Source organism: Enterobacter sp. PTB (genome assembly GCF_051130085.1).
Classification (GTDB): domain Bacteria; phylum Pseudomonadota; class Gammaproteobacteria; order Enterobacterales; family Enterobacteriaceae; genus Enterobacter; species Enterobacter ludwigii.
Map to the genome: position 1 here is coordinate 196885 of NZ_JBDKEE010000004.1, position 22013 is coordinate 218897.

At 57.9% G+C, this 22013-nt stretch carries 18 protein-coding genes; 9 read left to right on the plus strand and 9 right to left on the minus strand.

Translation table 11 applies throughout. The features are described from left to right. Window positions 1–100: 100 nt before the first annotated feature. Complete coding sequence (locus AAIR21_RS06920; RefSeq protein WP_014171725.1) at window positions 101–1399, minus strand: MFS transporter; 1299 nt, start codon at window positions 1397–1399, stop codon at window positions 101–103. Window positions 1400–1872: 473 nt separating this feature from the next. Here AAIR21_RS06920 and uxaC point away from each other — a divergent pair, with 473 nt between their 5' ends. After that, window positions 1873–3285 (plus strand): glucuronate isomerase, encoded by a 1413-nt coding sequence (uxaC, locus tag AAIR21_RS06925; protein WP_040018780.1) that lies wholly within the window; start codon window positions 1873–1875, stop codon window positions 3283–3285. A gap of 17 nt (window positions 3286–3302) precedes the next feature. After that, window positions 3303–4790, plus strand: coding sequence for a UxaA family hydrolase (locus AAIR21_RS06930; RefSeq protein ID WP_014171723.1), 1488 nt, complete (start codon window positions 3303–3305; stop codon window positions 4788–4790). Window positions 4791–4891: 101 nt separating this feature from the next. Here the strand turns inward: AAIR21_RS06930 and sstT are convergent, their stop codons facing one another. The 4 genes from sstT to AAIR21_RS06950 all read right to left on the minus strand — a co-directional run bounded on the left by sstT (window position 4892) and on the right by AAIR21_RS06950 (window position 9173). Then, window positions 4892–6133: a serine/threonine transporter SstT gene (gene sstT / locus AAIR21_RS06935; RefSeq protein ID WP_047355842.1), complete on the minus strand. Its 1242-nt coding sequence runs from the start codon at window positions 6131–6133 to the stop codon at window positions 4892–4894. Between the two features lie 235 nt (window positions 6134–6368). Beyond that, window positions 6369–7337, minus strand: a complete 969-nt coding sequence (locus AAIR21_RS06940) for a TerC family protein (RefSeq protein WP_025202952.1) — start codon at window positions 7335–7337, stop codon at window positions 6369–6371. Window positions 7338–7600: 263 nt separating this feature from the next. Further along, window positions 7601–8599: a Gfo/Idh/MocA family protein gene (locus tag AAIR21_RS06945; protein ID WP_014171720.1), complete on the minus strand. Its 999-nt coding sequence runs from the start codon at window positions 8597–8599 to the stop codon at window positions 7601–7603. A 70-nt stretch (window positions 8600–8669) separates the two neighbouring features. Continuing rightward, complete coding sequence (locus tag AAIR21_RS06950) at window positions 8670–9173, minus strand: YgjP-like metallopeptidase domain-containing protein (protein WP_025202954.1); 504 nt, start codon at window positions 9171–9173, stop codon at window positions 8670–8672. An 85-nt stretch (window positions 9174–9258) separates the two neighbouring features. On the opposite strand from AAIR21_RS06950, the gene rlmG reads away from it, so the two are divergent. Further along, window positions 9259–10395, plus strand: a complete 1137-nt coding sequence (rlmG, locus tag AAIR21_RS06955; protein WP_020883578.1) for a 23S rRNA (guanine(1835)-N(2))-methyltransferase RlmG — start codon at window positions 9259–9261, stop codon at window positions 10393–10395. A 61-nt stretch (window positions 10396–10456) separates the two neighbouring features. On the opposite strand, the gene AAIR21_RS06960 is transcribed toward rlmG, so the two are convergent. From AAIR21_RS06960 to lsrR, 3 genes are all read right to left on the minus strand, one after another. Continuing rightward, window positions 10457–12478 (minus strand): NADPH-dependent 2,4-dienoyl-CoA reductase, encoded by a 2022-nt coding sequence (locus tag AAIR21_RS06960; RefSeq protein WP_153853146.1) that lies wholly within the window; start codon window positions 12476–12478, stop codon window positions 10457–10459. 160 nt (window positions 12479–12638) lie between these two features. Then, window positions 12639–14219, minus strand: a complete 1581-nt coding sequence (gene lsrK, locus AAIR21_RS06965; protein WP_183516723.1) for an autoinducer-2 kinase — start codon at window positions 14217–14219, stop codon at window positions 12639–12641. A gap of 33 nt (window positions 14220–14252) precedes the next feature. Continuing rightward, window positions 14253–15224, minus strand: coding sequence for a transcriptional regulator LsrR (gene lsrR / locus AAIR21_RS06970; protein ID WP_020883581.1), 972 nt, complete (start codon window positions 15222–15224; stop codon window positions 14253–14255). A gap of 215 nt (window positions 15225–15439) precedes the next feature. Between lsrR and lsrA the strand changes: the two genes are divergently transcribed. Genes lsrA through lsrG form a run of 6 tightly spaced genes read left to right on the plus strand, consistent with a single transcriptional unit; the run spans window position 15440 to window position 21126 of the window. Next, the gene (gene lsrA / locus AAIR21_RS06975; RefSeq protein WP_134179648.1) at window positions 15440–16927 is read left to right on the plus strand and encodes an autoinducer 2 ABC transporter ATP-binding protein LsrA; all 1488 of its coding nucleotides are present in this window, start codon (window positions 15440–15442) and stop codon (window positions 16925–16927) included. After that, complete coding sequence (gene lsrC, locus AAIR21_RS06980) at window positions 16924–17955, plus strand: autoinducer 2 ABC transporter permease LsrC (protein ID WP_020883583.1); 1032 nt, start codon at window positions 16924–16926, stop codon at window positions 17953–17955. Before lsrA ends, lsrC begins: the two co-directional genes overlap by 4 nt. Beyond that, window positions 17956–18939 (plus strand): autoinducer 2 ABC transporter permease LsrD, encoded by a 984-nt coding sequence (gene lsrD, locus AAIR21_RS06985; protein WP_014171712.1) that lies wholly within the window; start codon window positions 17956–17958, stop codon window positions 18937–18939. Further along, window positions 18936–19937 carry an autoinducer 2 ABC transporter substrate-binding protein LsrB gene (gene lsrB, locus AAIR21_RS06990; RefSeq protein WP_025202959.1) on the plus strand — a complete coding sequence of 334 codons (1002 nt, stop codon included), beginning with the start codon at window positions 18936–18938 and terminating at the stop codon, window positions 19935–19937. Before lsrD ends, lsrB begins: the two co-directional genes overlap by 4 nt. Before the next feature lie 11 nt (window positions 19938–19948). Continuing rightward, entirely contained in the window at window positions 19949–20836 is an 888-nt protein-coding gene (gene lsrF, locus AAIR21_RS06995; protein ID WP_014171710.1) for a 3-hydroxy-5-phosphonooxypentane-2,4-dione thiolase, read from the plus strand. Next, window positions 20833–21126: a (4S)-4-hydroxy-5-phosphonooxypentane-2,3-dione isomerase gene (gene lsrG, locus AAIR21_RS07000; RefSeq protein ID WP_020883586.1), complete on the plus strand. Its 294-nt coding sequence runs from the start codon at window positions 20833–20835 to the stop codon at window positions 21124–21126. The genes lsrF and lsrG overlap by 4 nt, the downstream gene beginning before the upstream one ends. A 38-nt stretch (window positions 21127–21164) precedes the next feature. Here the strand turns inward: lsrG and AAIR21_RS07005 are convergent, their stop codons facing one another. Beyond that, window positions 21165–22013, minus strand: coding sequence for a dihydrodipicolinate synthase family protein (locus AAIR21_RS07005; protein WP_183516722.1), 849 nt, complete (start codon window positions 22011–22013; stop codon window positions 21165–21167).

Sequence of the window (22013 nt, forward strand, 5' to 3'; positions counted from 1 at the left end):
TACGGCGGATTATTTGTTATACCACTTTTGCGTGCCAGTCTCCAGATTTTGCCATGAAAAAAGCCGCCCGGAGGCGGCTTCTGTGACATCAGGAGGGGCGCTAACTTTGCGTTGCCGGTCCCCCCAGGGACTCTTTTAGCACCTCTTCTGCCGACTTACTTTTCAGCACCGTCCAGATAACCACTGCACCCATCAGGTCGAAGATAGCCAGTACGGCAAACAGCGGGCTGAAGCCGATGGTGTCCGCCAGTGCACCGACCACCAGAGCAAACAGGGTGCTCGCCGTCCAGGCAGCCATACCGGTCAGGCCGTTAGCGGTGGCCACTTCGTTACGCCCGAAGACGTCAGAAGAGAGTGTAATCAGCGCACCGGACAGTGACTGGTGAGCAAAACCACCGACGCACAGCAGGGCGATTGCCACATACGGGCTGGTGAAGAGGCCGATCATGCCCGGGCCAATCATCAGCACTGCGCCCATCGTCACGACCATTTTACGGGAAACGATCAGGTTCACGCCAAACCAGCGCTGGAACAGCGGTGGCAGATAACCGCCCACGATACAGCCCAGATCGGCAAACAGCATTGGCATCCACGCGAACATCGCAATCTCTTTCAGGTTAAAGCCGTAGACCTTAAACATGAACAGCGGGATCCAGGCGTTGAAGGTCCCCCAGGCGGGTTCGGCGAGGAAGCGCGGCAGGGCGATCCCCCAGAACTGACGGGTACCCAGAATCTGCCAGACCGTCATTTTTTTGCCGTTGTTGGTCTGATGCTGAGCTTCCTGACCCCCAATGATGTATTCGCGTTCGTCTTCAGACAGTTTTTTCTGATCGCGCGGGTGTTTATAGAAAATCAGCCACGCCATGGCCCACGCAAAGCTCAGTACACCAGAGATAATGAACGCCATCTGCCAGCTGTGCATCACGATAGCCCACACCACCAGCGGTGGTGCAATCATCGCACCGATGGAAGAACCGACGTTGAAATAGCCGACGGCAATAGAACGCTCTTTCGCCGGGAACCACTCAGAGCTGGCTTTCAGCCCGGCCGGGATCATTGCCGCTTCCGCCGCACCTACCGCACCACGTGCCAGCGCCAGACCGCCCCAGCTGCCTGCCAGCGCCGTGGCGCCGCAGAAAATAGCCCAGGCGATGGCGAAGAAGGCGTAGCCGATTTTGGTCCCGAGAATATCCAGAACATAGCCTGCAACAGGCTGCATGATGGTGTAAGCCGCGGAATAAGCAGCAATGATGTAGGAATATTGCTGAGTGGAGATATGCAGCTCTTCCATCAACGTCGGGGCTGCGGCTGCCACGGTGTTACGTGTCAGGTAGCCCAGCACGGTGCCTAACGTCACCAGTGCGATCATATACCAACGTAACCCTTTAATTTTACGCATCTAAAACCTCATCGTTATGTTAATTCCGTGCCTTGCACGGCAACCTCTCGACCGTGTCCGGGAGCGGTTGTGTAACGGGAGGGGCTTAACCGGGAGATGTCCCGGAACGGCCCGAACCTTGCCATAAGTAAGCGTGCATAAGTCGGTATCCGTACCGTTAAAACCGATGTTTTCACACCGGGAATGCATTCCGTCGGCTTAGTGTTTGCGACGGCGAAAAGATAACTTGTCATACAACTTTAAAAGGTGAGTGACATCACAAATGCATGATTATTTGTAGGGACATTATGTGTTACGGATAAAGCCAGTTCTGGCGCGGCCTGGCGAAGGGTTTACCTCATTTGAGGTAATTAATTTGTCTGCGTTTATTGATCTAACTCACAAAAAAATGTTCTGTCTCTGGAAATTGGTGTGATAACTTTGCAGCATCTGAGCATAAGCTTTCTGACGCTCTCGTTAAGAGGAAGACGATAATGACACCGTTTATGACCGAAGATTTTCTGTTAGATACCGAATTTGCTCGCCGCCTGTACCACGACTACGCCAAAGACCAGCCAATTTTCGACTACCACTGCCATTTACCGCCGCAGCAGGTTGCCGAAAATTACCGTTTCAAAAACCTGTATGACATCTGGCTGAAAGGTGACCACTACAAATGGCGTGCGATGCGCACCAACGGCGTGGCGGAGCGCCTGTGTACCGGTGATGCAAGCGACCGCGAGAAGTTTGACGCCTGGGCGGCGACCGTTCCGCACACCATCGGCAACCCGTTATATCACTGGACGCACCTTGAGCTGCGCCGTCCGTTCGGCATCACCGGAAAGCTGCTCTCCCCGGCTACCGCCGATGAAATCTGGGATCGGTGCAATGAATTACTGGCACAGGATACCTTCTCCGCCCGCGGTATCATGAAGCAGATGAACGTGAAGATGGTGGGGACCACTGACGATCCGATTGACTCCCTGGAACATCACGCGGTGGTCGCCCGCGATACCTCGTTTGATATTAAAGTGCTGCCAAGCTGGCGTCCGGATAAAGCCTTTAATATCGAACAGGCGACGTTCAATGATTACATGGCGAAGCTGGCGGAAGTGTCTGACACCGACATTCGTCGTTTTGCAGACCTGCAGAGCGCGCTGACCAAACGTCTGGACCACTTCGCGGCACATGGCTGTAAAGTCTCTGACCACGCGCTGGATGTGGTGATGTTTGCGGAATCAAATGAAGCTGAGCTTGATAGCATTCTGGCACGTCGCCTGTCCGGTGAATCCCTGAGCGAGCACGAAGTGGCACAGTTCAAAACGGCGGTGCTGGTCTTCCTCGGTGCGGAATATGCTCGTCGCGGTTGGGTGCAGCAATACCACATTGGTGCCCTGCGCAATAACAACCAGCGTCAGTTTAAACTGCTGGGCGCGGACGTGGGCTTCGACTCCATCAACGATCGCCCGCTTGCGGAAGAGCTCTCTAAGCTGCTGAGCAAACAAAACGAGCAAAATCTGCTGCCAAAAACCATCCTCTACTGCCTGAACCCGCGCGATAACGAAGTGCTGGGTACCATGATCGGTAACTTCCAGGGTGAAGGTATGCCAGGCAAGATGCAGTTCGGTTCCGGCTGGTGGTTCAATGACCAGAAAGACGGGATGGAGCGTCAAATGACGCAGCTGGCGCAGCTGGGTCTGTTAAGCCGCTTTGTGGGCATGCTGACCGACAGCCGTAGCTTCCTTTCTTACACGCGCCACGAATATTTCCGCCGCATTCTGTGCCAGATGATTGGCCGCTGGGTAACCGCGGGTGAGGCCCCTGCCGATATTCAGCTGCTGGGCGAAATGGTGAGAAACATCTGCTTTAACAATGCGCGCGACTACTTCGCCATTGAACTGAACTAAGGCCGTTTGAGGTTGATATGCAATACATCAAAATCCATTCGCTGGATAACGTTGCCGTCGCGCTGGCGGATCTGGCCGAAGGTGAAGTTGTCACCGTTGATAACCAGACGGTAACCCTGCGTCAGGCGGTGACTCGCGGGCATAAGTTTGCCGTGAAGCCGATCGCCCAAGGAGACAACGTTGTTAAATACGGTCTCCCGATTGGTCATGCGCTGGCAGATATTGCGCCGGGTGAGCATATTCATTCCCACAACACCCGCACCAATCTGAGCGATCTGGACGAGTACAGCTATCAACCTGATTTAGCGGCGGAAGAAGCGCAGGCGGCGGATCGCGAGGTACAGATCTACCGCCGGGCGAACGGTGAGGTGGGGATCCGCAACGAGCTGTGGATCCTTCCCACCGTCGGCTGCGTGAATGGGATCGCGCGTCAAATCCAGACGCGTTTCCTGAAAGAGACCCACGACGCCGAAGGTACGGACGGTGTGCACCTGTTCAGCCACACCTACGGCTGTTCTCAGCTTGGCGACGACCACATCAACACCCGCACCATGCTGCAAAACATGGTCCGCCACCCGAACGCGGGCGCGGTGCTGGTGATTGGCCTGGGCTGCGAGAACAATCAGGTGGATGCGTTTCGCGACACGCTGGGTGAGTTTGACCCCGAGCGCGTGCACTTTATGGTGTGTCAGCACCAGGATGATGAAGTGGAAGCGGGCATTGAGCACCTTCACCAGCTGTATGAGGTGATGCGTCACGACAGGCGTGAGCCGGGCAAGCTGAGTGAGCTGAAGTTTGGCCTGGAGTGCGGCGGGTCTGATGGCCTGTCCGGGATCACCGCGAACCCGATGCTGGGCCGCTTTTCAGACTATGTGATCGCCAACGGCGGTACGACGGTGCTGACAGAAGTGCCGGAAATGTTCGGCGCTGAACGTATTCTGATGAGCCACTGTCGCGACGAAGAGACGTTTGAGAAGACCGTCACGATGGTGAACGACTTCAAACAGTACTTTATCGCCCACAACCAGCCGATTTATGAAAACCCGTCTCCGGGTAACAAAGCGGGCGGGATCACCACGCTTGAAGAGAAGTCTCTCGGTTGCACGCAAAAAGCGGGTGCCAGCCCGGTGGTTGATGTCCTGCGCTACGGTGAACGTCTGAAAACGCACGGTCTGAATTTGCTCAGCGCACCGGGTAACGATGCGGTTGCGACCAGCGCGCTGGCCGGCGCCGGCTGCCACATGGTGCTGTTCAGCACCGGGCGCGGGACACCGTACGGTGGCTTTGTGCCGACGGTCAAAATCGCGACCAACAGCGAGCTGGCAGCGAAGAAAAAACACTGGATCGACTTTGATGCAGGCCAGTTAATCCACGGCAAAGGGATGCCGCAGTTACTGACGGAATTCGTGGATACCATTGTAGAGTTTGCCAACGGCAGACAGACCTGTAACGAGAAGAATGACTTCCGCGAACTGGCGATCTTCAAGAGTGGCGTGACGCTGTAAGTGTGGTGCGGGTGATGCCCTCAACCCTGTGGAGAGGGTCAAACACTAAAACGGCAACCTTCGGTTGCCGTTTTGCTTTACGTTTGTCACCGGGCTTTTGTTTACCCGCGTAACGCGTTCTTCGCTAAACGCGCGTCTTCCGCCTGGCATGCCGCTGCGGTGAACAGCACGTCCGTTGAGGAGTTCAGCGCGGTTTCGCAGGAGTCCTGCAATACACCGATGATAAAGCCGACGGCCACTACCTGCATGGCAATCTCATTCGGGATACCGAACATATTGCACGCCAGTGGGATCAGCAGCAGCGAACCACCCGCCACACCCGATGCACCACACGCACACAGCGACGCCACCACGCTTAGCAACAGCGCCGTGGGCAGATCGACCGGAATGCCCAGCGTATGCACAGCCGCCAGCGTCAGCACGGTAATGGTAATTGCCGCACCCGCCATATTCACGGTCGCACCCAGCGGGATGGAAACCGAGTAGGTGTCGCGATCCAGATTCAGCTTCTCCGCCAGCGCCATGTTAACCGGAATGTTTGCCGCAGAGCTGCGGGTGAAGAATGCATACACACCGCTCTCGCGCAGGCAGGTTAACACCAGCGGATACGGGTTACGGCGGATCTGCCAGAACACCAGCAGCGGGTTAATCACCAGCGCAACCAGCAGCATGCAACCAATCAGTACCACCAGCAACTGCGCATAGCCCAACAGTGCGCCAAAGCCGGTGGTCGCCAGCGTGGAAGAGACCAGACCGAAGATGCCGATTGGCGCAAAGCGAATCACAATTTTGACCATAAAGGTCACGGCGTTCGACACGTCGTTGACCAGGTTTTTCGTTGTTTCGTTGCCGTGACGCAGGGCAAAACCAAGACCGATCGCCCAGACCAGGATGCCGATGTAGTTAGCGTTCATCAGTGCCGTAATCGGGTTAGAGACCATGCTCATCAGCAGGCCGCGCAGCACTTCCACAATACCGGATGGCGGGGTGATATCACCCGCAGCGCTGGTCAGGTGCAGCGAGGACGGGAACAGGAAGCTGAAAACGACGGCTGTTAAGGCTGCAGAAAAGGTGCCCAGCAGATACAGGAACAAGATAGGGCGAATGTTGGTTTTTTGTCCGTGTTGATGATTGGCAATTGACGCCATGACCAGCATCAGCACCAGCACCGGTGCCACGGCTTTCAGTGCGCCAACGAAAAGGGTGCCAAGCAGCCCCGTCGCTTCCGCAGCCGGTTTTGACACCATTGCCAGCAGAATCCCCAGTACCAGCCCTACCAGAATTTGTTTAACGAGACTGCCTTGCGCCAGGCGCGCAAAGAGACCAGTTGATTGTGTGCTCATAAAAATTCCTAAGTGAAATTGCGTTCCATCCTTTATGTGCTCTAAGTCACATTTATGTCCGGATGTAAGAAAATGTTTGCCTGGTTGAGTATAGGGAAACCGGATGCGGAGGGAAGCGTAAAATGCTGCATTTTACGTGTTGCGTCATAGTTTTTAACTATTCATTTACAAAAGTGTGCTGGCCCTCTCTCTGGGGGGAAGAGGGCCAGCGTAAAGGCAGCAGGAAGGACCGTAATTACTCCACCTGTTGCTTCTTATCGTGCTGACGATTAACCCAGGTATTGATAAGCAACGTCACGATCAGAATGCCAAACACCACACCGAGCGAGATAGCGATAGGGATGTGGTAGAAATCGACAATCAGCATCTTGATACCGATAAACACCAGGATCACCGACAGACCATATTTCAGCATTGAGAAGCGCTCAGCCGCGCCTGCCAGCAGGAAGTACATGGCACGCAGACCGAGGATGGCGAACAGGTTAGATGTCAGCACAATGAACGGGTCAGTGGTGACCGCGAAGATAGCCGGAATGCTGTCTACCGCGAAAATCACATCGCTCAGCTCAACCAGAATCAGCACCAGCAGCAGCGGCGTGGCAAAAAGCAGGCCATTCTTACGCACGAAGAAGTGCTCGCTCTCGATCTTGTCGGTCATGCGCAGATGACCACGGATCCACTTCACCAGCGGACGGTCGCCAATAGCGGAGCCATCTTCTTTTGCCAGCGCCATTTTGATCCCGGTGAACAGCAGGAATGCGCCGAAGACATACAGCAGCCATTCGAACTGCGTAATCAGCCAGCTTCCGGCGAAGATCATAATCGTACGCAGGATAATCGCACCCAGCACGCCGTACACCAGCACGCGACGCTGCAGGGCCGCAGGCACGGCAAAGTAGCTGAACAGCATCAGCCAGACGAAGACGTTATCGACCGCCAGGGCTTTTTCAATCAGATAGCCGGTGAGGAACGCGAGCGCCTGAGGATCGGCAACCGCGCGGCCTTCCGTTGAGGCCAGGTACCACCAGAAGGCAGCACAGAAGAGCAGGGAGAGGGTGACCCACACCAGTGACCAGGCCGCAGCCTGTTTCATGGTCATGCCATGTGCGCCGCGACGCCCCTGCAAAAAGAGGTCGATCGCCAGCATGATGAGCACGACAACCGCGAATCCGCCCCACAACATGGGAGTGCCGACAGAATGCATACTATTTTCCTTACACATAAAAAACAAAAACGGCCATGGTCAGAAGACGATAGCCGTTAGCTTTTTATGCATAGACCTCGCCTTCCGGCAAGGTCTCACTTACAACCAAAAAGACGGGCTTTTTGATTGCCCGGCGACCGGATGCGGTTTTGCACGCATCGTAATGACGATCCACCGGCAAGGAAGTTACTCCCCTTTGCAGGTAACAAAATATGTCAGACCAGTGATTTCGTCAATGGTCTGCACCGTTTCATTACACAGCTTTACGCGATAGCTTCTGCGCCCACGCCATCTGCAGGGAAGACCACGCCGGTTTGACGGCGGATCTCGGTTTGCAGTTTCGCCGTGGTGCGGCTGACCGCCAGCCCAGGGTGATTCACTTCGTTGTCTTCCACCAGACGGGCGAAGACCTCTGCCTCATAGAGCATAGTGTTAATATGCTGAGGCTGCGTCAGCTCCTGCGCTTTGCCGCCGCGTGGGACAATGCTCAGCTTCTGACACTCGGAAATCTTCTCGATAACCAGTGAGCCCGCTTCGCCCTGAATTTCGCTGGGCAGAACGGAATCGCTCACCTTGGAGTGCTGCAGCGTAACGCTGAAATCACCGTAATCCAGCACCACGATGCCGTGCGCATCCACACCGCTTTCCAGCAGGCTGGCCGTGGCGGTGACGCCGTGCGGCTCGCCCCACAGCGCCACGGCAGAGGCCAGACAGTAAAAACCGATGTCCATAATCGAGCCATTAGAGAAGGCCGGGTTAAAGGTGTTCGGGTTTTCACCGTCCAGATAACGCTGATAGCGCGACGAGTACTGGCAGTAATTAATAAACGCTTTACGCACTTTGCCAATCTTCGGCAGAGACTGCTGTAACAGCAGGAAGTTTGGCAGGCTGGCGGTTTTGAACGCTTCGAACAGCACCACCTGATTGTCGCGGGCAAGCTGAATCGCGGCTTCCACTTCCTGAATGTTCGAGGCCAGCGGCTTCTCGCAAATCACATGTTTTTTATGGCTGAGAAACAGCGACGTTTGCGGAAAGTGCAGGGAGTTTGGGCTGGCGATGTAGACCGCGTCAATGGCGTCACTTTGCGCCATCTCATCGAGCGACGTGAACAGATGTTCAACCAGATAGTCGTTCGCGAAACTCTGCGCCTGCTCCAGGCTGCGGGAATAGACTGCGGTGAGCTTAAATTTGCCGGTTTCATGGGCGGCGTCGACGAACTGGCGGGTGATCCAGTTCGTGCCAATAACTGCGAAACGTATCATAAACGTTTACGTACTCCGTAGCAGGGAACCTTTAGCCACTGTAGCACGTGATTATTGCAAAACCAGTGCGCTACTGCGCATTACTCTTTAACGATAAATGCGTAAGCCATAAACGGGTATCGAACTCCAGCTGGTGGTACTGCGGCTCCATATGGCAGCACAGGGAGTAGAAGGCCTTGTCGTGCTCTTTTTCCTTCAGGTGTGCCAGCTCATGCACCACGATCATCCGCAAGAACGCTTCCGGCGCGTGACGAAACACGGTGGCAACGCGGATCTCCGCTTTCGCTTTGAGCTTGCCGCCCTGAACACGGGAAACGGCAGTGTGCAGGCCGAGCGCGTTTTTCAGCACATGGATCTTGTTGTCGTACATCACCTTATTGATGGGGGGCGCGCTCTTCAGATAGGTGTTTTTCAGATCCTGGGTATACTGCCAGAGCGCCTTATCGGTCGCGAAGTCATGCGTACCCGGATAGCGTTTTTCCAGCACCGCGCCCAGCTTTTGCTCGGCAATTAAGCTGCGAACCTGAGAAAGTAAGTTCTCCGGGTAGCCCTGGAGATAAGTTAGTTGGTTCATCAACGCCCCAATTTGACAATAAAACGGGTATACTCACGCACCCTTTTCAGGGATAACGCCGAAATTTTACCATTCAGGAGGGCCGATGAGCCACTTAGACAACGGTTTCCGTTCACTCAACCTTAAACGTTTCCCGGAAACGGACGACGTTAACCCGCTTCAGGCGTGGGAAGCGGCGGATGAATATCTGCTGCAACAGTTGGATGACACTGAAATCAGCGGCCCGGTTTTGATCCTGAATGACGCATTTGGCGCGCTGGGCTGTGCTCTGGCAGAACACACGCCTTACAGCATCGGTGATTCCTACTTGAGCGAGCTGGCGACGCGGGAAAACCTGCGCCACAACGACATCGACGAATCCAGCGTTAAGTTCCTCGACAGCACCGCGGACTACCCGCAGGCGCCGGGCGTGGTGCTGATCAAAGTGCCAAAAACAATGGCGCTGCTGGAACAACAATTGCGCGCACTGCGCAACGTCGTAACCCCACAAACGCGTATTATCGCGGGGGCCAAGGCGCGTGATATCCATACCTCAACGCTGGAACTGTTCGAGAAAGTGCTCGGCCCAACCACCACGACGCTGGCCTGGAAAAAAGCGCGTCTCATTAACTGTACTTTCAGTGCCCCGGAACTGGCCGACGCGCCAGAAACCCTGAGCTGGACGCTGGAAGGCACTGACTGGACAATCCACAACCACGCGAACGTATTCTCCCGCACCGGCCTTGATATCGGGGCGCGTTTCTTTATTGAAAATCTGCCGGATAACCTGGAAGGCGAAATCGTCGATCTGGGCTGTGGTAACGGTGTGATTGGCCTGACGCTGCTGGCGAAGAACCCTGAAGCGAGCGTTGTATTTAGTGATGAGTCGCCGATGGCGGTGGCCTCCAGTCGTCTGAACGTTGAAACCAACATGCCGGACGCGCTGGATCGCTGCGAGTTTATGATTAATAACGCGCTGTCGGGCGTTGAGCCGTTCCGCTTTAATGCCGTGTTCTGTAATCCCCCGTTCCACCAGAAACACGCCCTGACGGATAACGTCGCCTGGGAGATGTTCCACCATGCACGCCGCTGCCTGAAAATTAACGGCGAGCTGTATATCGTGGCGAACCGTCACCTGGACTACTTCCACAAGCTGAAGAAGATCTTCGGTAACTGCACCACGGTTGCCACCAACAACAAGTTCGTGGTGCTGAAATCCGTCAAGCTGGGTCGCCGCCGCTAACACGGGGCGCTGAGTTTACACCGGCCTGCCTCGCGTGCAGGCCCGGTGAGCGTTGCGTCACTCAGAGACTCAATGCCAGCGTTGTGCCCTGCGCAATGGCGCGTCGCGCATCCAGCTCCATCGCCACGTCGCATCCGCCGATCTGGTGTACCGTTTTTCCCGCCTCACGCAGCGGATCCACCAGATCGCGCTTCGGCTCCTGACCCGCACACAAAATCACATGATCCACCTGCAGCAGCTGCGGCTCACCGCCGATCAGCACGTGCAGCCCCGCGTCATCGATCTTCTGATAGCTCACCGACGGTATCATCTTCACCCCGCGAGAGAGCAGGGTTGCGCGATGGATCCAGCCCGTGGTTTTGCCCAGGCCTTCACCGGGTTTGCTGGCTTTACGCTGCAGCATGACGATCTGACGCGGGCTTTTCGGCAGCTGGGGTCCTTCCGGTCGCAAGCCGCCGGACTGGTTAAGGCTGGTGTCGATACCCCATTCCACGCAGAAGTCGGCAATGTTCTGGCTGGTGGGTTCGCCGGGCTGACTTAAGTACATCGCGGTATCGAACCCGATCCCGCCGCAGCCGATGATCGCCACTTTTGCCCCCACCGGCGCTTTGTCACGCAAAACGTCCAGATAGCTCAGGACTTTCGGATGATCGATGCCCTCGATTGCAGGCCTGCGTGGTGCGATCCCGCTCGCCAGGATCACCTCATCGTAATCCATTACATCCGCCGGGTTTACAAACTGGTTGAGGCGCAGATCCACGCCCGTCAGGTCGATCATTCGGCGGTAATAGCGCAGGGTTTCGTAAAATTCTTCTTTGCCCGGGATCTGTTTGGCGATATTGAACTGCCCGCCGATCTCAGCGGCGGCATCGAACAACGTCACGCTGTGGCCGCGTGAGGCAGCATTCACCGCAAACGCCAGACCCGCCGGGCCGGCACCGACCACGGCCAGGCGTTTTTTATGCACCGCCGGGAAAATCGGCATTTTGGTTTCGTGGCAGGCGCGGGGGTTGACCAGACACGAAGTGACCTTGCCAACAAAAATCTGATCCAGACAGGCCTGATTACAGCCGATGCAGGTGTTAATCTCATCTGCACGCCCGCTCTGCGCTTTGGAAAGCAGCTCGGCATCTGCAAGGAACGGACGCGCCATGGAGACCATGTCGGCATCACCGGCGGCGATCACATTTTCCGCCACTTGCGGGTCGTTAATGCGGTTAGTGGTCACCAGCGGGACAGACACTTTCCCTTTCAGCTTGCGCGTGACCCAACTGAACGCCGCGCGTGGCACCGGCGTGGCGATGGTCGGAATACGCGCCTCGTGCCAGCCGATACCGGTATTGATGATGGTCGCGCCGGCGGCTTCAATCGCCTGCGCCAGCTGCACGGTTTCGTCGAACGTCCCGCCGCCTTCCACCAGGTCGAGCATCGACAGGCGGTAGATAATAATAAAATCCGCCCCGGCACGTTCACGCACGGCACGCACCACTTCCACTGCAAAGCGCATGCGGCGCGCGTAATCGCCACCCCACTCATCGTCGCGCTGGTTTGTGCGGGCCGCGAGGAATTCGTTGATCAGGTAGCCTTCCGAGCCCATCACCTCAACACCGTCATAGCCCGCTTCACGCGCCAGTGCCGCACAGCGGGCGAAGTCGTCAATCAGCGTCAGGATCTCATCGTGGCTGAGGGCATGGGGCGTAAAGCGGTTAATCGGGGCCTGAATGGCCGACGGTGCGACCAGATTCGGTTGATAGCTGTAACGCCCGGTGTGCAGGATCTGCAGGGCAATTTTCCCGCCCTCCCGGTGAACGGCGTCAGTGACCACGCGATGATGCGGCAGCTGGCTGGCGTCGTTCAGCACCGCACCGCCTTCCATCCCCACGCCAGAAGGCGCAGGGGCCACCCCGCCGGTAACAATCAGCGCCACCCCGTGACGTGCACGCTCGGCATAGAAGGCCGCCAGACGTTCGGCCCCGTCCGGATGTTCTTCAAGCCCGGTATGCATTGAGCCCATCAGCACGCGGTTTTTAAGGGTGGTGAACCCCAGATCGAGGGGGGCAAATAACGACGGGTAGTGGCTCATAGTCTCTTCCAGTGTAAAATTATTGTTATGTGGTCGGATGAGTTACTAATTTAGCCAGCGATGAGTAAAAGGGAAAAGGGGAATGCGGCGATTGTGATGGGATTCAAATATTGGTGTGGCCTGACCCCCTCTCCCCGAGGGAGAGGGGGCGTTATAGCTCTCAGGGAGAGGGGGCTCGCACTAAACCCGGTGCCTGCCACATCGATGTCGTCAGTCCGCTGTCCACCAGCCCAAGCTGGTCGGCATAAACGGCCTGCCACTTCTGCATCATACCGTCATACAGCTCCCGGTGCGCCGGGTTCGGCGTGAACTCGCGGCTCCATTTCACCAGCCGTTCGCCTGTCGCCGCCATATCCGAAAACAGCCCGGCTCCCGTTCCGGCAGCAATCGCACAGCCCAGCGCTGTCGCCTCTTTCACTTGCGGGACGCGCACCGGCAGACCGGTCACGTCGCTTAAAATCTGGCTCCACAACGCGCCTTTCGAGCCACCGCCTGCAAACACCAGACCGTCGAACGTTACCCCTGAGAACCGTGAGATCTGCGTCAGGTTACACGCCGAGACAATCGCCGCGTTCTCTTCCAGCGCACGGAACAGCGTGGCTTTGTTGCATTTTTCCGGGTCGATGGAGAGGTTAATAAACGACGGCGCGGCGTGATACCACTGCTTGAAGTGCATAGCATCTGAGAAGATCGGCATCACACCGTGTGAACCGGCAGGCACGCGGCTGGCCATCTCCTCAAGCAGGGAGTAAGTGTCCATTCCCATCCGCTCCGCGATGAGTTTCTCTTCCGCGCAGAAGGCGTCACGGAACCAGCGCATGGTCAGGCCGGTAAAGAAGCTGATCGACTCCGCCTGCGCCATGCCGGGGATCACATGCGGATTCACGCGGATGTTCATCTCCGGGTCGGTGCGTACCTGCGGCAGGTTGACCACCTGCTGCCAGAAGGTACCGCCCAGCACGGCCGTTTGCCCGGCCCGCACGACGCCTAACCCAAGACAGCCAAGCTGCACGTCGCCACCGCCCATCACCACCGGCGTGCCTTCGCGCAGGCCGCTCTGCTGTGCGGCATCTTTGGTGATCGCACCGAGCACGGTGCCGGTCTCCTTCACCGGAGAGAGGATATCGGCACGCAGCCCGGCCATGTCGAGCAGCGCCGGACGCCAGTCACGGGAGAAGAGATCCAGCATACCGGTAGTCCCGGCATTGGACGGGTCAACGGCCAGCTCGCCGGACAGTTTTGCCGCCAGCCAGTCGCTTATCATGGTGATCGTGGCGGCTTTGCGGTAGATGTCCGGACGATGGTGCGCCAGCCACAGCAGGCGCGGCATGGCGCTCAGGGCCAGGGTCTGGCCGGAGACGTCATACACTTCGGACTCAAAACGGTAGTCGTGGATCTCTTTGAGTTCGGCTACCTCGCGGCTGGCGCGGGCATCGACGTTGGCGCACGCCCAGATGGCGTGGCCATTGCGGTCATACAGCACGATCCCCTCGCGCATTGAGCAGCAGGCCACGGACTGGATATCCGCTGCGCTCAGGCGGGCGCGCTCCAGCGCCTGATGAATACACTGGCAGGTGAGTCGCCAGTTAATGTCGAGATCAAACTCCATCGAGCCCGGCACATTCTCCACGCTCAGGTGTTTCCACTCGGCCTGGCCAACGGCAACCTGGTTGCCCTGCAAATCGAAAATTACGGCGCGAACGCTGCCTGTCCCTGCATCTAACGCTAAAAGGTAACTCATGAGCATGCCTCGTGTCAGGCGCAGGACAGGCTCTTAGCTCGCCAGAGCCAGCACCGCGCGGGCTGTCGTCTCCTCCGTCACCAGGCCATTAATACGGCGGCCTTTGAGTGCGGCATAAATCGCATCGGCTTTCTCTTCACCTCCGGCCACGCCAACGATGGTGGGCAACTGCGCCAGTTCATCGAGCGTGACGCCCAGTAATTCCCGGTGGATCTCCAGCTCGTGCACGCATTCCCCTTCGGCGTTCAGGAAATAGCCGAGGATATCGCCCACCGCCCCTTTACGGGCGTACATCAGCTGTTCACCTTCGCTGATATAGCCGGAGCGCAATATGGTGGCGTCCCGGCGCTGGTTCACCGAACCAATGCCTACCACCGCCACATCGGCCGCGGCGGCGGCGAGGATCACGTCCCGCACGCTGGATTCGCGTTTTAGGATCCCGGCCACTTCGGCGGAGGAAACGCGAAGCGGGGCGGGGATCATGCTGACGCTGCAGGCGGCATCAAGCTGACCGATGCCCGTCATATACGGCCCAACTCCGCCGGAGAGCGTCACCAGGCGGATCTGCTGCGAGCTGATAAAACCGCTTAAGTGCTGCAGGCTGCTCATGGTGGTTTCACCAAATCCCACCGCCAGCAGCTGGCCGGGTTCCAGCACGCCCATCAGCGATTGCGCCGCGCCAATGCCCAGCCGGACATTCATGGGCGGGGTATTCAGGGCCGGCAACACGCGAACCAGCTTGAGCCCGAAGCGCTGCTGCAGCTCGGTTTCCAGCGCCAGACACCCCTCATAGCGGGAGTTGATCTGCACGCGGATCACCCCGGACTGGCGTCCTTTCTCCAGCAGACGCGAGATCTTCAGGCGCGGCAGTCCGAGCCGCTCGCCGATGTCATTCTGGGTTAATCCGTCGTGGTAGTAGCACCAGGCGACGCGGGCAACCAGCTCTTCTTCCGCCAGTGCCAGCCCGGCAAAACGACCTTCTTCCGCAGTGCGTTTATCGCTCATAATTGAACTCTTATAAAAATTTAGATCATATGTTCGTGATCGCGCAGAAAGAAAGTGTGAACCACGCGACAAAACAGATCTTTTAGATTGATTTGTGTCTGTGTGGATCTTAATCGATAAATTTGTGATCCCTGCACGGTTCTAAATATAGTTCACCGTCTACGCTTTTGAACATTATTAAATCTAAAAATCATTTGTTCAATAGCGGAGCGATAATGACGCCACTTATCGAAGCACGTGATATCAGCAAGCAGTTCTCCGGCGTACCGGTCCTGAAAGGTATTCATTTCACGCTGCTTGCGGGTCAGGTGCATGCGCTGATGGGCGGTAACGGCGCGGGAAAATCAACGCTGATGAAAATCATCGCCGGGGTGGAAACGCCGGACAGCGGTGAACTTTCGATTGACGGCCACGCGTTTGCGCGGCTTTCGCCCGCGCAGGCCCACAGGCTGGGGATTTATCTGGTGCCGCAGGAACCCCTGCTTTTCCCCAACCTGACGGTGCGGGAAAACATCCTTTTCCGCCTGCCGCGTGAGGCCGGTATGGGGGAACGGCTGGCGGAGAAACTCCAGCAGCTGCAGTGTCAGCTCACTCTTGATGCCACCGCCAGCACCCTGGAAGTGGCGGATCAACAGATGGTGGAGATCCTGCGCGGCCTGATGCGTAACGCGAAGATCCTGATCCTTGATGAACCCACGGCGTCGCTCACCCCGGGGGAAACCGAACGGCTGTTCCGCCAGATCCGCGCGTTGCAGGCGCTGGGCGTCGGCATTGTTTTTATCTCGCACAAATTACCGGAGATCCGCCAGCTGGCGAGCCACGTCTCGGTAATGCGCGACGGCGCGATCGTGCTCAGCGGTGAAACTGCACAGTTTGACGATAACGCCCTGATTGCCGCCATGACGCCGGTGAGCCGCGAAAAAGGATTAAGTGATGCGCAAAAACTGTGGCTGGCGCTGCCGGGCAATCGCCGCACGCAGCCGCAGGATTTCCCGGTGTTGCGGGTGGAAGAGCTTACCGGTGAGGGGTTTATCGATCTCAGCATGGAAATCTATGCCGGGGAAATAGTTGGCCTCGCCGGGCTGGTCGGCTCCGGGCGCACCGAATTTGCGGAAACGCTGTATGGGCTGCGCCCGGTGCGCGGTGGGCGAGTCTGGCTGGAAAATCAGGAAATAACCGGCGAACCCGTGGCGGCACGGCTGGAGAAAGGGCTGGTCTACCTGCCAGAAGACCGACAGGTTTCCGGCTTGTTCCTGGATGCGCCGATTCGCTGGAACACCGTGGCACTGAATGAGCCCTCGGTCTGGCAGCAGCGCAAACGGGAGTCGGCGGTGGTGGAGCGCTATCACCGGGCGCTGGGGATCAAGCTTAACCATGCGGATCAAACCGTGCGCACGCTCTCCGGCGGCAACCAGCAGAAGGTGTTGCTGGCGCGCTGTCTGGAGGCGAACCCGCTGCTGTTGATCGTCGATGAACCGACACGCGGAGTGGATGTGTCGGCGCGGGCCGATATCTATCAGCTCATCAAAAGCGTGGCGGCGCAGAACGTGGCGGTGCTGATGATCTCAAGCGATCTGGATGAGTTCCCCGGGCTTGCCGATCGCGTGCTGGTGATGCACCAGGGCGTGCTCAGCGGCGAGCTGTCCCGGCACGCGGTCAGTCTCGACAGAATGATGGCGCTGGCATTCGGAGGGCAGTCATGAAGACCTTACTGAAAAATCGCGAACTGAGCGCGTTCATCGCCATTCTGGCGTTGTTCGCGGTGCTGGTGGGGCTCAATCCGGCCTATTTCAGCCTGCAAACGCTGGGGATGATCTTCGCCAGTTCGCAAATCCTGATCCTGCTGGCGCTCGGCGCCGCGCTGGTGATGTTGACCCGCAATATTGATGTTTCCGTCGGCTCTACCGTCGGGCTGTCTGCCATTGCCGTGGGGGTGGCTCTGAACAGCGGCTACACCCTGCCGGTATCGATCCTCTTTGCGCTGTCGATTGGCGCACTGGCGGGAGCATTTAACGGTTTTCTGGTGGTGGGGCTGCGTATTCCGGCAATCGTGGCCACCCTCGGCACGCTGGGCCTCTATCGCGGGGCGATGCTGCTGTGGACGGGAGGAAAGTGGATTGAAGGGCTACCGCCGAGCCTGAAATCGCTCTCTGAACCTGCCGCTATGGGTATTTCACCGCTCGGAATGGGCGTGGTGTTTTTAGCCGCGGTCGGCGCATGGACGTTGTCGCGCACCGCCTTCGGACGCGATTTCTACGCCGTGGGCGACAACCTTGCCGCCGCACGCCAGCTGGGCGTGGCGGTGAACCGGACGCGAATGATCGCTTTTACGCTGAACGGCATGCTGGCCGCGTGTGCGGGGATTGTCTTCGCTTCGCAGATTGGCTTTGTACCTAACCAGACCGGCAGCGGGCTGGAGATGAAAGCCATTGCCGCCTGCGTACTCGGGGGGATCTCTCTGCTGGGCGGTACCGGGACGCTTATTGGCGCCTTACTGGGGGCTTTTTTCCTGACTCAAATCGACACCGTGCTGGTGCTGTTCAGGCTGCCCGCGTGGTGGAATGACTTTATCGCCGGGCTGGTGCTGCTCGGTGTGCTGGTGCTCGACGGGCGTTTGCGCCAGGCGCTGGCCCGGCATCAGCGGGCACTCAAGTACAGCCGCTTCCAGCCCGGTAACAAAGGGGGGAAGCATGTCACCCCGTTTACGAAACACAAAAAAGAGGTGGCGTAAATGAAGCTTAACTGGGAAAGCGCGCTGCTGATATTACTGGTGCTGGAAATTCTGCTCTTTGGGGCCATCAATCCGCGCATGCTCGATATCAACATGCTGCTGTTCAGCACCAGTGATTTTATCTGCATTGGCATTGTGGCGCTGCCGCTCACCCTGGTGATCATCAGCGGCGGCATTGATATTTCTCTCGGTTCGACCATCGGCCTGTGTGCCATCGCGCTGGGGGTGATGATGCAGGCGGGCTGGCCGATGGCGCTGGCCATACCGTTGACGCTGCTGCTCGGCCTGCTGTGCGGTCTGGTCAACGCTGCGCTGATCCACTACACCGGCATCAGCCCACTGGTTATCACCCTTGGCACGCTCTATCTCTACGGCGGTGGCGCACTGTTGCTCTCCGGCATGGCGGGGGCGACCGGTTACGAAGGCATCGGTGGCTTCCCGGACAGCTTTACCGCGTTCGCTAATCTCACGTTCCTGGGGTTGCCAATCCCGCTGGTGCTGTTCGCCGTGATTACCGTCTTCTTCTGGCTGATTACCCATCGCGGACGCTTTGGCCGCCATCTGTTTTTGATTGGGCAAAACCCGCGCGCGGCGCGCTATGCGGCGCTCTCGGTCAACGGGATGCCCTACGCCCTGTATGGCCTGGTGGGCGTCGCTTCGGCCATTGCTGCGCTGGTGATGGTCTCCTATTTCGGTTCGGCGCGTTCGGATTTGGGACGCGATTTACTGATGCCTGCACTGACCGCAGCGGTCCTCGGCGGCGCCAATATCTATGGCGGTTCGGGGTCGGTAATCGGTACGGCCCTGGCGGCGTTGCTGGTGGGGTATCTGCAGCAGGGTTTACAGATGGTCGGCATCCCCAACCAGGTGTCGAGCGCGCTGTCAGGGGCGCTGTTGGTTGTGGTGGTGATGGGACGTTCACTGAGTTTGCACCGTGAATGGGTGCGCTCTCTCCTCACAAAACATACCCGGAGCGTAAGATGAAAACAAAACTGATAGTCCTGGCGATGGCACTCAGCTTCGCATCGGCACAGGCCGCGGACCGCATCGCCTTTATCCCCAAGCTGGTGGGCGTAGGCTTCTTTACCAGCGGCGGCAATGGCGCGAAAGAGGCGGGTAAAGATCTCGGCGTGGACGTCACCTACGACGGCCCGACCGAGCCCAGCGTCTCAGGCCAGGTGCAGCTTATCAATAACTTCGTTAACCAGGGCTATAACGCCATTATCGTTTCGGCGGTGTCGCCGGATGGCCTCTGCCCGGCGCTGAAGCGTGCGATGCAGCGTGGCGTCAAAGTACTGACCTGGGACTCCGACACCAAACCGGAATGCCGCAGCATCTACATCAACCAGGGCACCCCGGCGCAGCTCGGCGGCCTGCTGGTCGACATGGCCGGTAAACAGGTCACCAAACCGAATGCCAAAGTGGCGTTCTTTTACTCCAGCCCGACCGTTACCGACCAGAACCAGTGGGTGAAAGAGGCGAAGGCCAAAATCGAGAAAGATCATCCGCAGTGGCAGGTCGTGACCACGCAGTTTGGCTATAACGATGCCACCAAATCGCTACAAACCGCCGAGGGGATCTTAAAAGCGTATCCGGATCTGGATGCGATCATCGCCCCGGATGCCAACGCCCTGCCGGCGGCGGCGCAGGCGGCGGAAAACCTGAAGCGAGAAGGGGTGGCGATTGTCGGCTTCAGCACGCCTAACGTGATGCGTCCGTACGTAGAACGCGGCACGGTGAAAGCCTTCGGCCTGTGGGATGTGGTGCAACAGGGCAAAATTGCGGTCAATGTCGCCGATCGGTTGTTGAAAAAAGGCGATCTTAACGTTGGCGACAGCGTGGACGTGAAAGATATCGGTACGCTGAAGGTCGAGCCGAACAGCGTGCAGGGCTACCAGTATGAAGCGAAGGGCAATGGCATTGTGCTGCTGCCGGAGCGGGTGGTGTTTACCAAAGAGAACATCAACAAATACGATTTCTGACGGGGGAGCAAATGGCTGATTTAGACGACATCAAAGACGGCAAAGATTTTGGCATCGGCACACCGCAGCAGAACGTGCCGTTTACCCTGAAGGGGTGCGGCTCGCTGGACTGGGGAATGCAGTCCAGGCTGGCGCGCATCTTCAACCCAAAAAGCAACCGCACGGTGATGCTGGCCTTTGACCACGGCTATTTCCAGGGACCGACGACCGGCCTTGAGCGTATCGATCTCTCTATCGCCCCACTGTTTGGGGAAACCGACGTGCTGATGTGCACCCGCGGTATTTTGCGCAGCCAGGTGCCTGTCGCCACCAATAAACCCGTCGTGTTGCGCGCCTCCGGCGGCAATTCGATTTTAGGGGAACTTTCCAACGAGTGCGTGGCGGTGGCGATGGAAGATGCGCTGCGCCTGAACGTCTGCGCGGTGGCGGCGCAGGTGTACATCGGCAGTGAGTTTGAACATCAGTCGATCAACAACATCATCAAACTGGTGGATGCCGGTGCGCGCTATGGCATGCCGACCCTGGCGGTAACGGGCGTTGGCAAAGAGATGGCACGCGACGCGCGGTATTTCTCGCTTGCCAGCCGTATCGCGGCCGAGATGGGGGCGCAGTTCGTCAAAACCTATTATGTCGACGAAGGGTTTGAAAAAGTAACCGCCAGCTGCCCGGTGCCGATCGTGATTGCTGGAGGCAAAAAGCTGCCGGAGCACGATGCGCTGGAGATGTGCTGGCGGGCGATTGACCAGGGGGCGTCCGGTGTGGACATGGGCCGCAATATCTTCCAGTCCAGCGCCCCGCTGGCCATGCTGAAAGCGGTGAAAAAAGTGGTACATGAGAACATGAGCGCGCGGGACGCGTTCCAGTTCTGGCAGGAAGAGAAACAGGGAGAAGCAAAATGAACGTGACATTAGTGGAAATCAACATCAAACCCGAGCGGGTCGATGAGTTTCTGGAGGTGTTTCGTGCTAACCACGAAGGGGCGATTCAGGAGCCGGGCAATCTGCGCTTTGATGTTTTACAGGATCCGCGCGTGAAAACCCGGTTCTTTATCTACGAGGCCTACAAGGATGAAGAGGCGGTGCTGGCGCACAAGAAAACCCCGCACTATCTGGCCTGCGTGGATAAGCTTGAGGACCTGATGTCAGAGCCGCGCAAAAAACGCAGTTTTGTCGGGTTGTTGCCGGCGTAACAGACCGCCGGGTAGCGCTTACGCTAGCCCGGCGATGCTCAGGCGAGGGCCAGTTCCGCCAGGATCGCCGCCAGCGTTTCGCGCGGTTTCCCGCTCAGCGACGCAAGCGGGAACGGCAGTGCAGGCGCGGCCACTTTCCCTGACATTTCTGCTGCTGCGGCCATCACCCGCAAACTGCCGTACTGGCGGAACAGCGCCCACAGCGGTGCCAGCCGGTCAGAGGCTGCGGTGTCTTTGGCTCGTGCAATCGCCAGTGCCGTCTGCGGATAGAGCCCTGCGATAACCGAATACCAGACATCGAACCCGGCCTGCAGGGCTGACGCCGCCCGCCAGTCGCCACTGATGCCCAGGGTGACGCTTTCAGGAAGACGGGCGCGCATGTGGGCGATATCGTCCGGTATGCGCCCGAGCTTGACGGATTTGACGTTCGGTAGCGCCGCCACGGCATACAGCAAATCGTCGTTAAACTCGAACCCGGTGGTGGCCGGGTTGTCGTAAATGCACAGCGGAACAGAGATCCGGTGGGTCACCGTCTCATACAAGGTAAACACTTCCTCTGCCGTCAGGCGCTGGTACGACACGGGGGCCAGTAACACCCCGCGGGCGCCGGCGCTTTGCGCCTCATCCGCCAGACGGAGAATATCGTCGAGGCGAAGCGCGCCAATACTTACGCTCACCGGAATGTTGTCGGCATGCGCCACGGCGCAACGGGTGATATGCGTGCGCTCTTCAGGCATCAGATACGCGTAACTGCCCGTCGAACCGAGGATCCCCAGCGAATCGACACCGGCATCCACCAGCGGGCGCAGCAACTGCACAAACGCCTGCTCATCAAATTTCCCCTCTCGCAATGGCGTCAGAGGGAATGCGCTTAACCCGTGAAACAT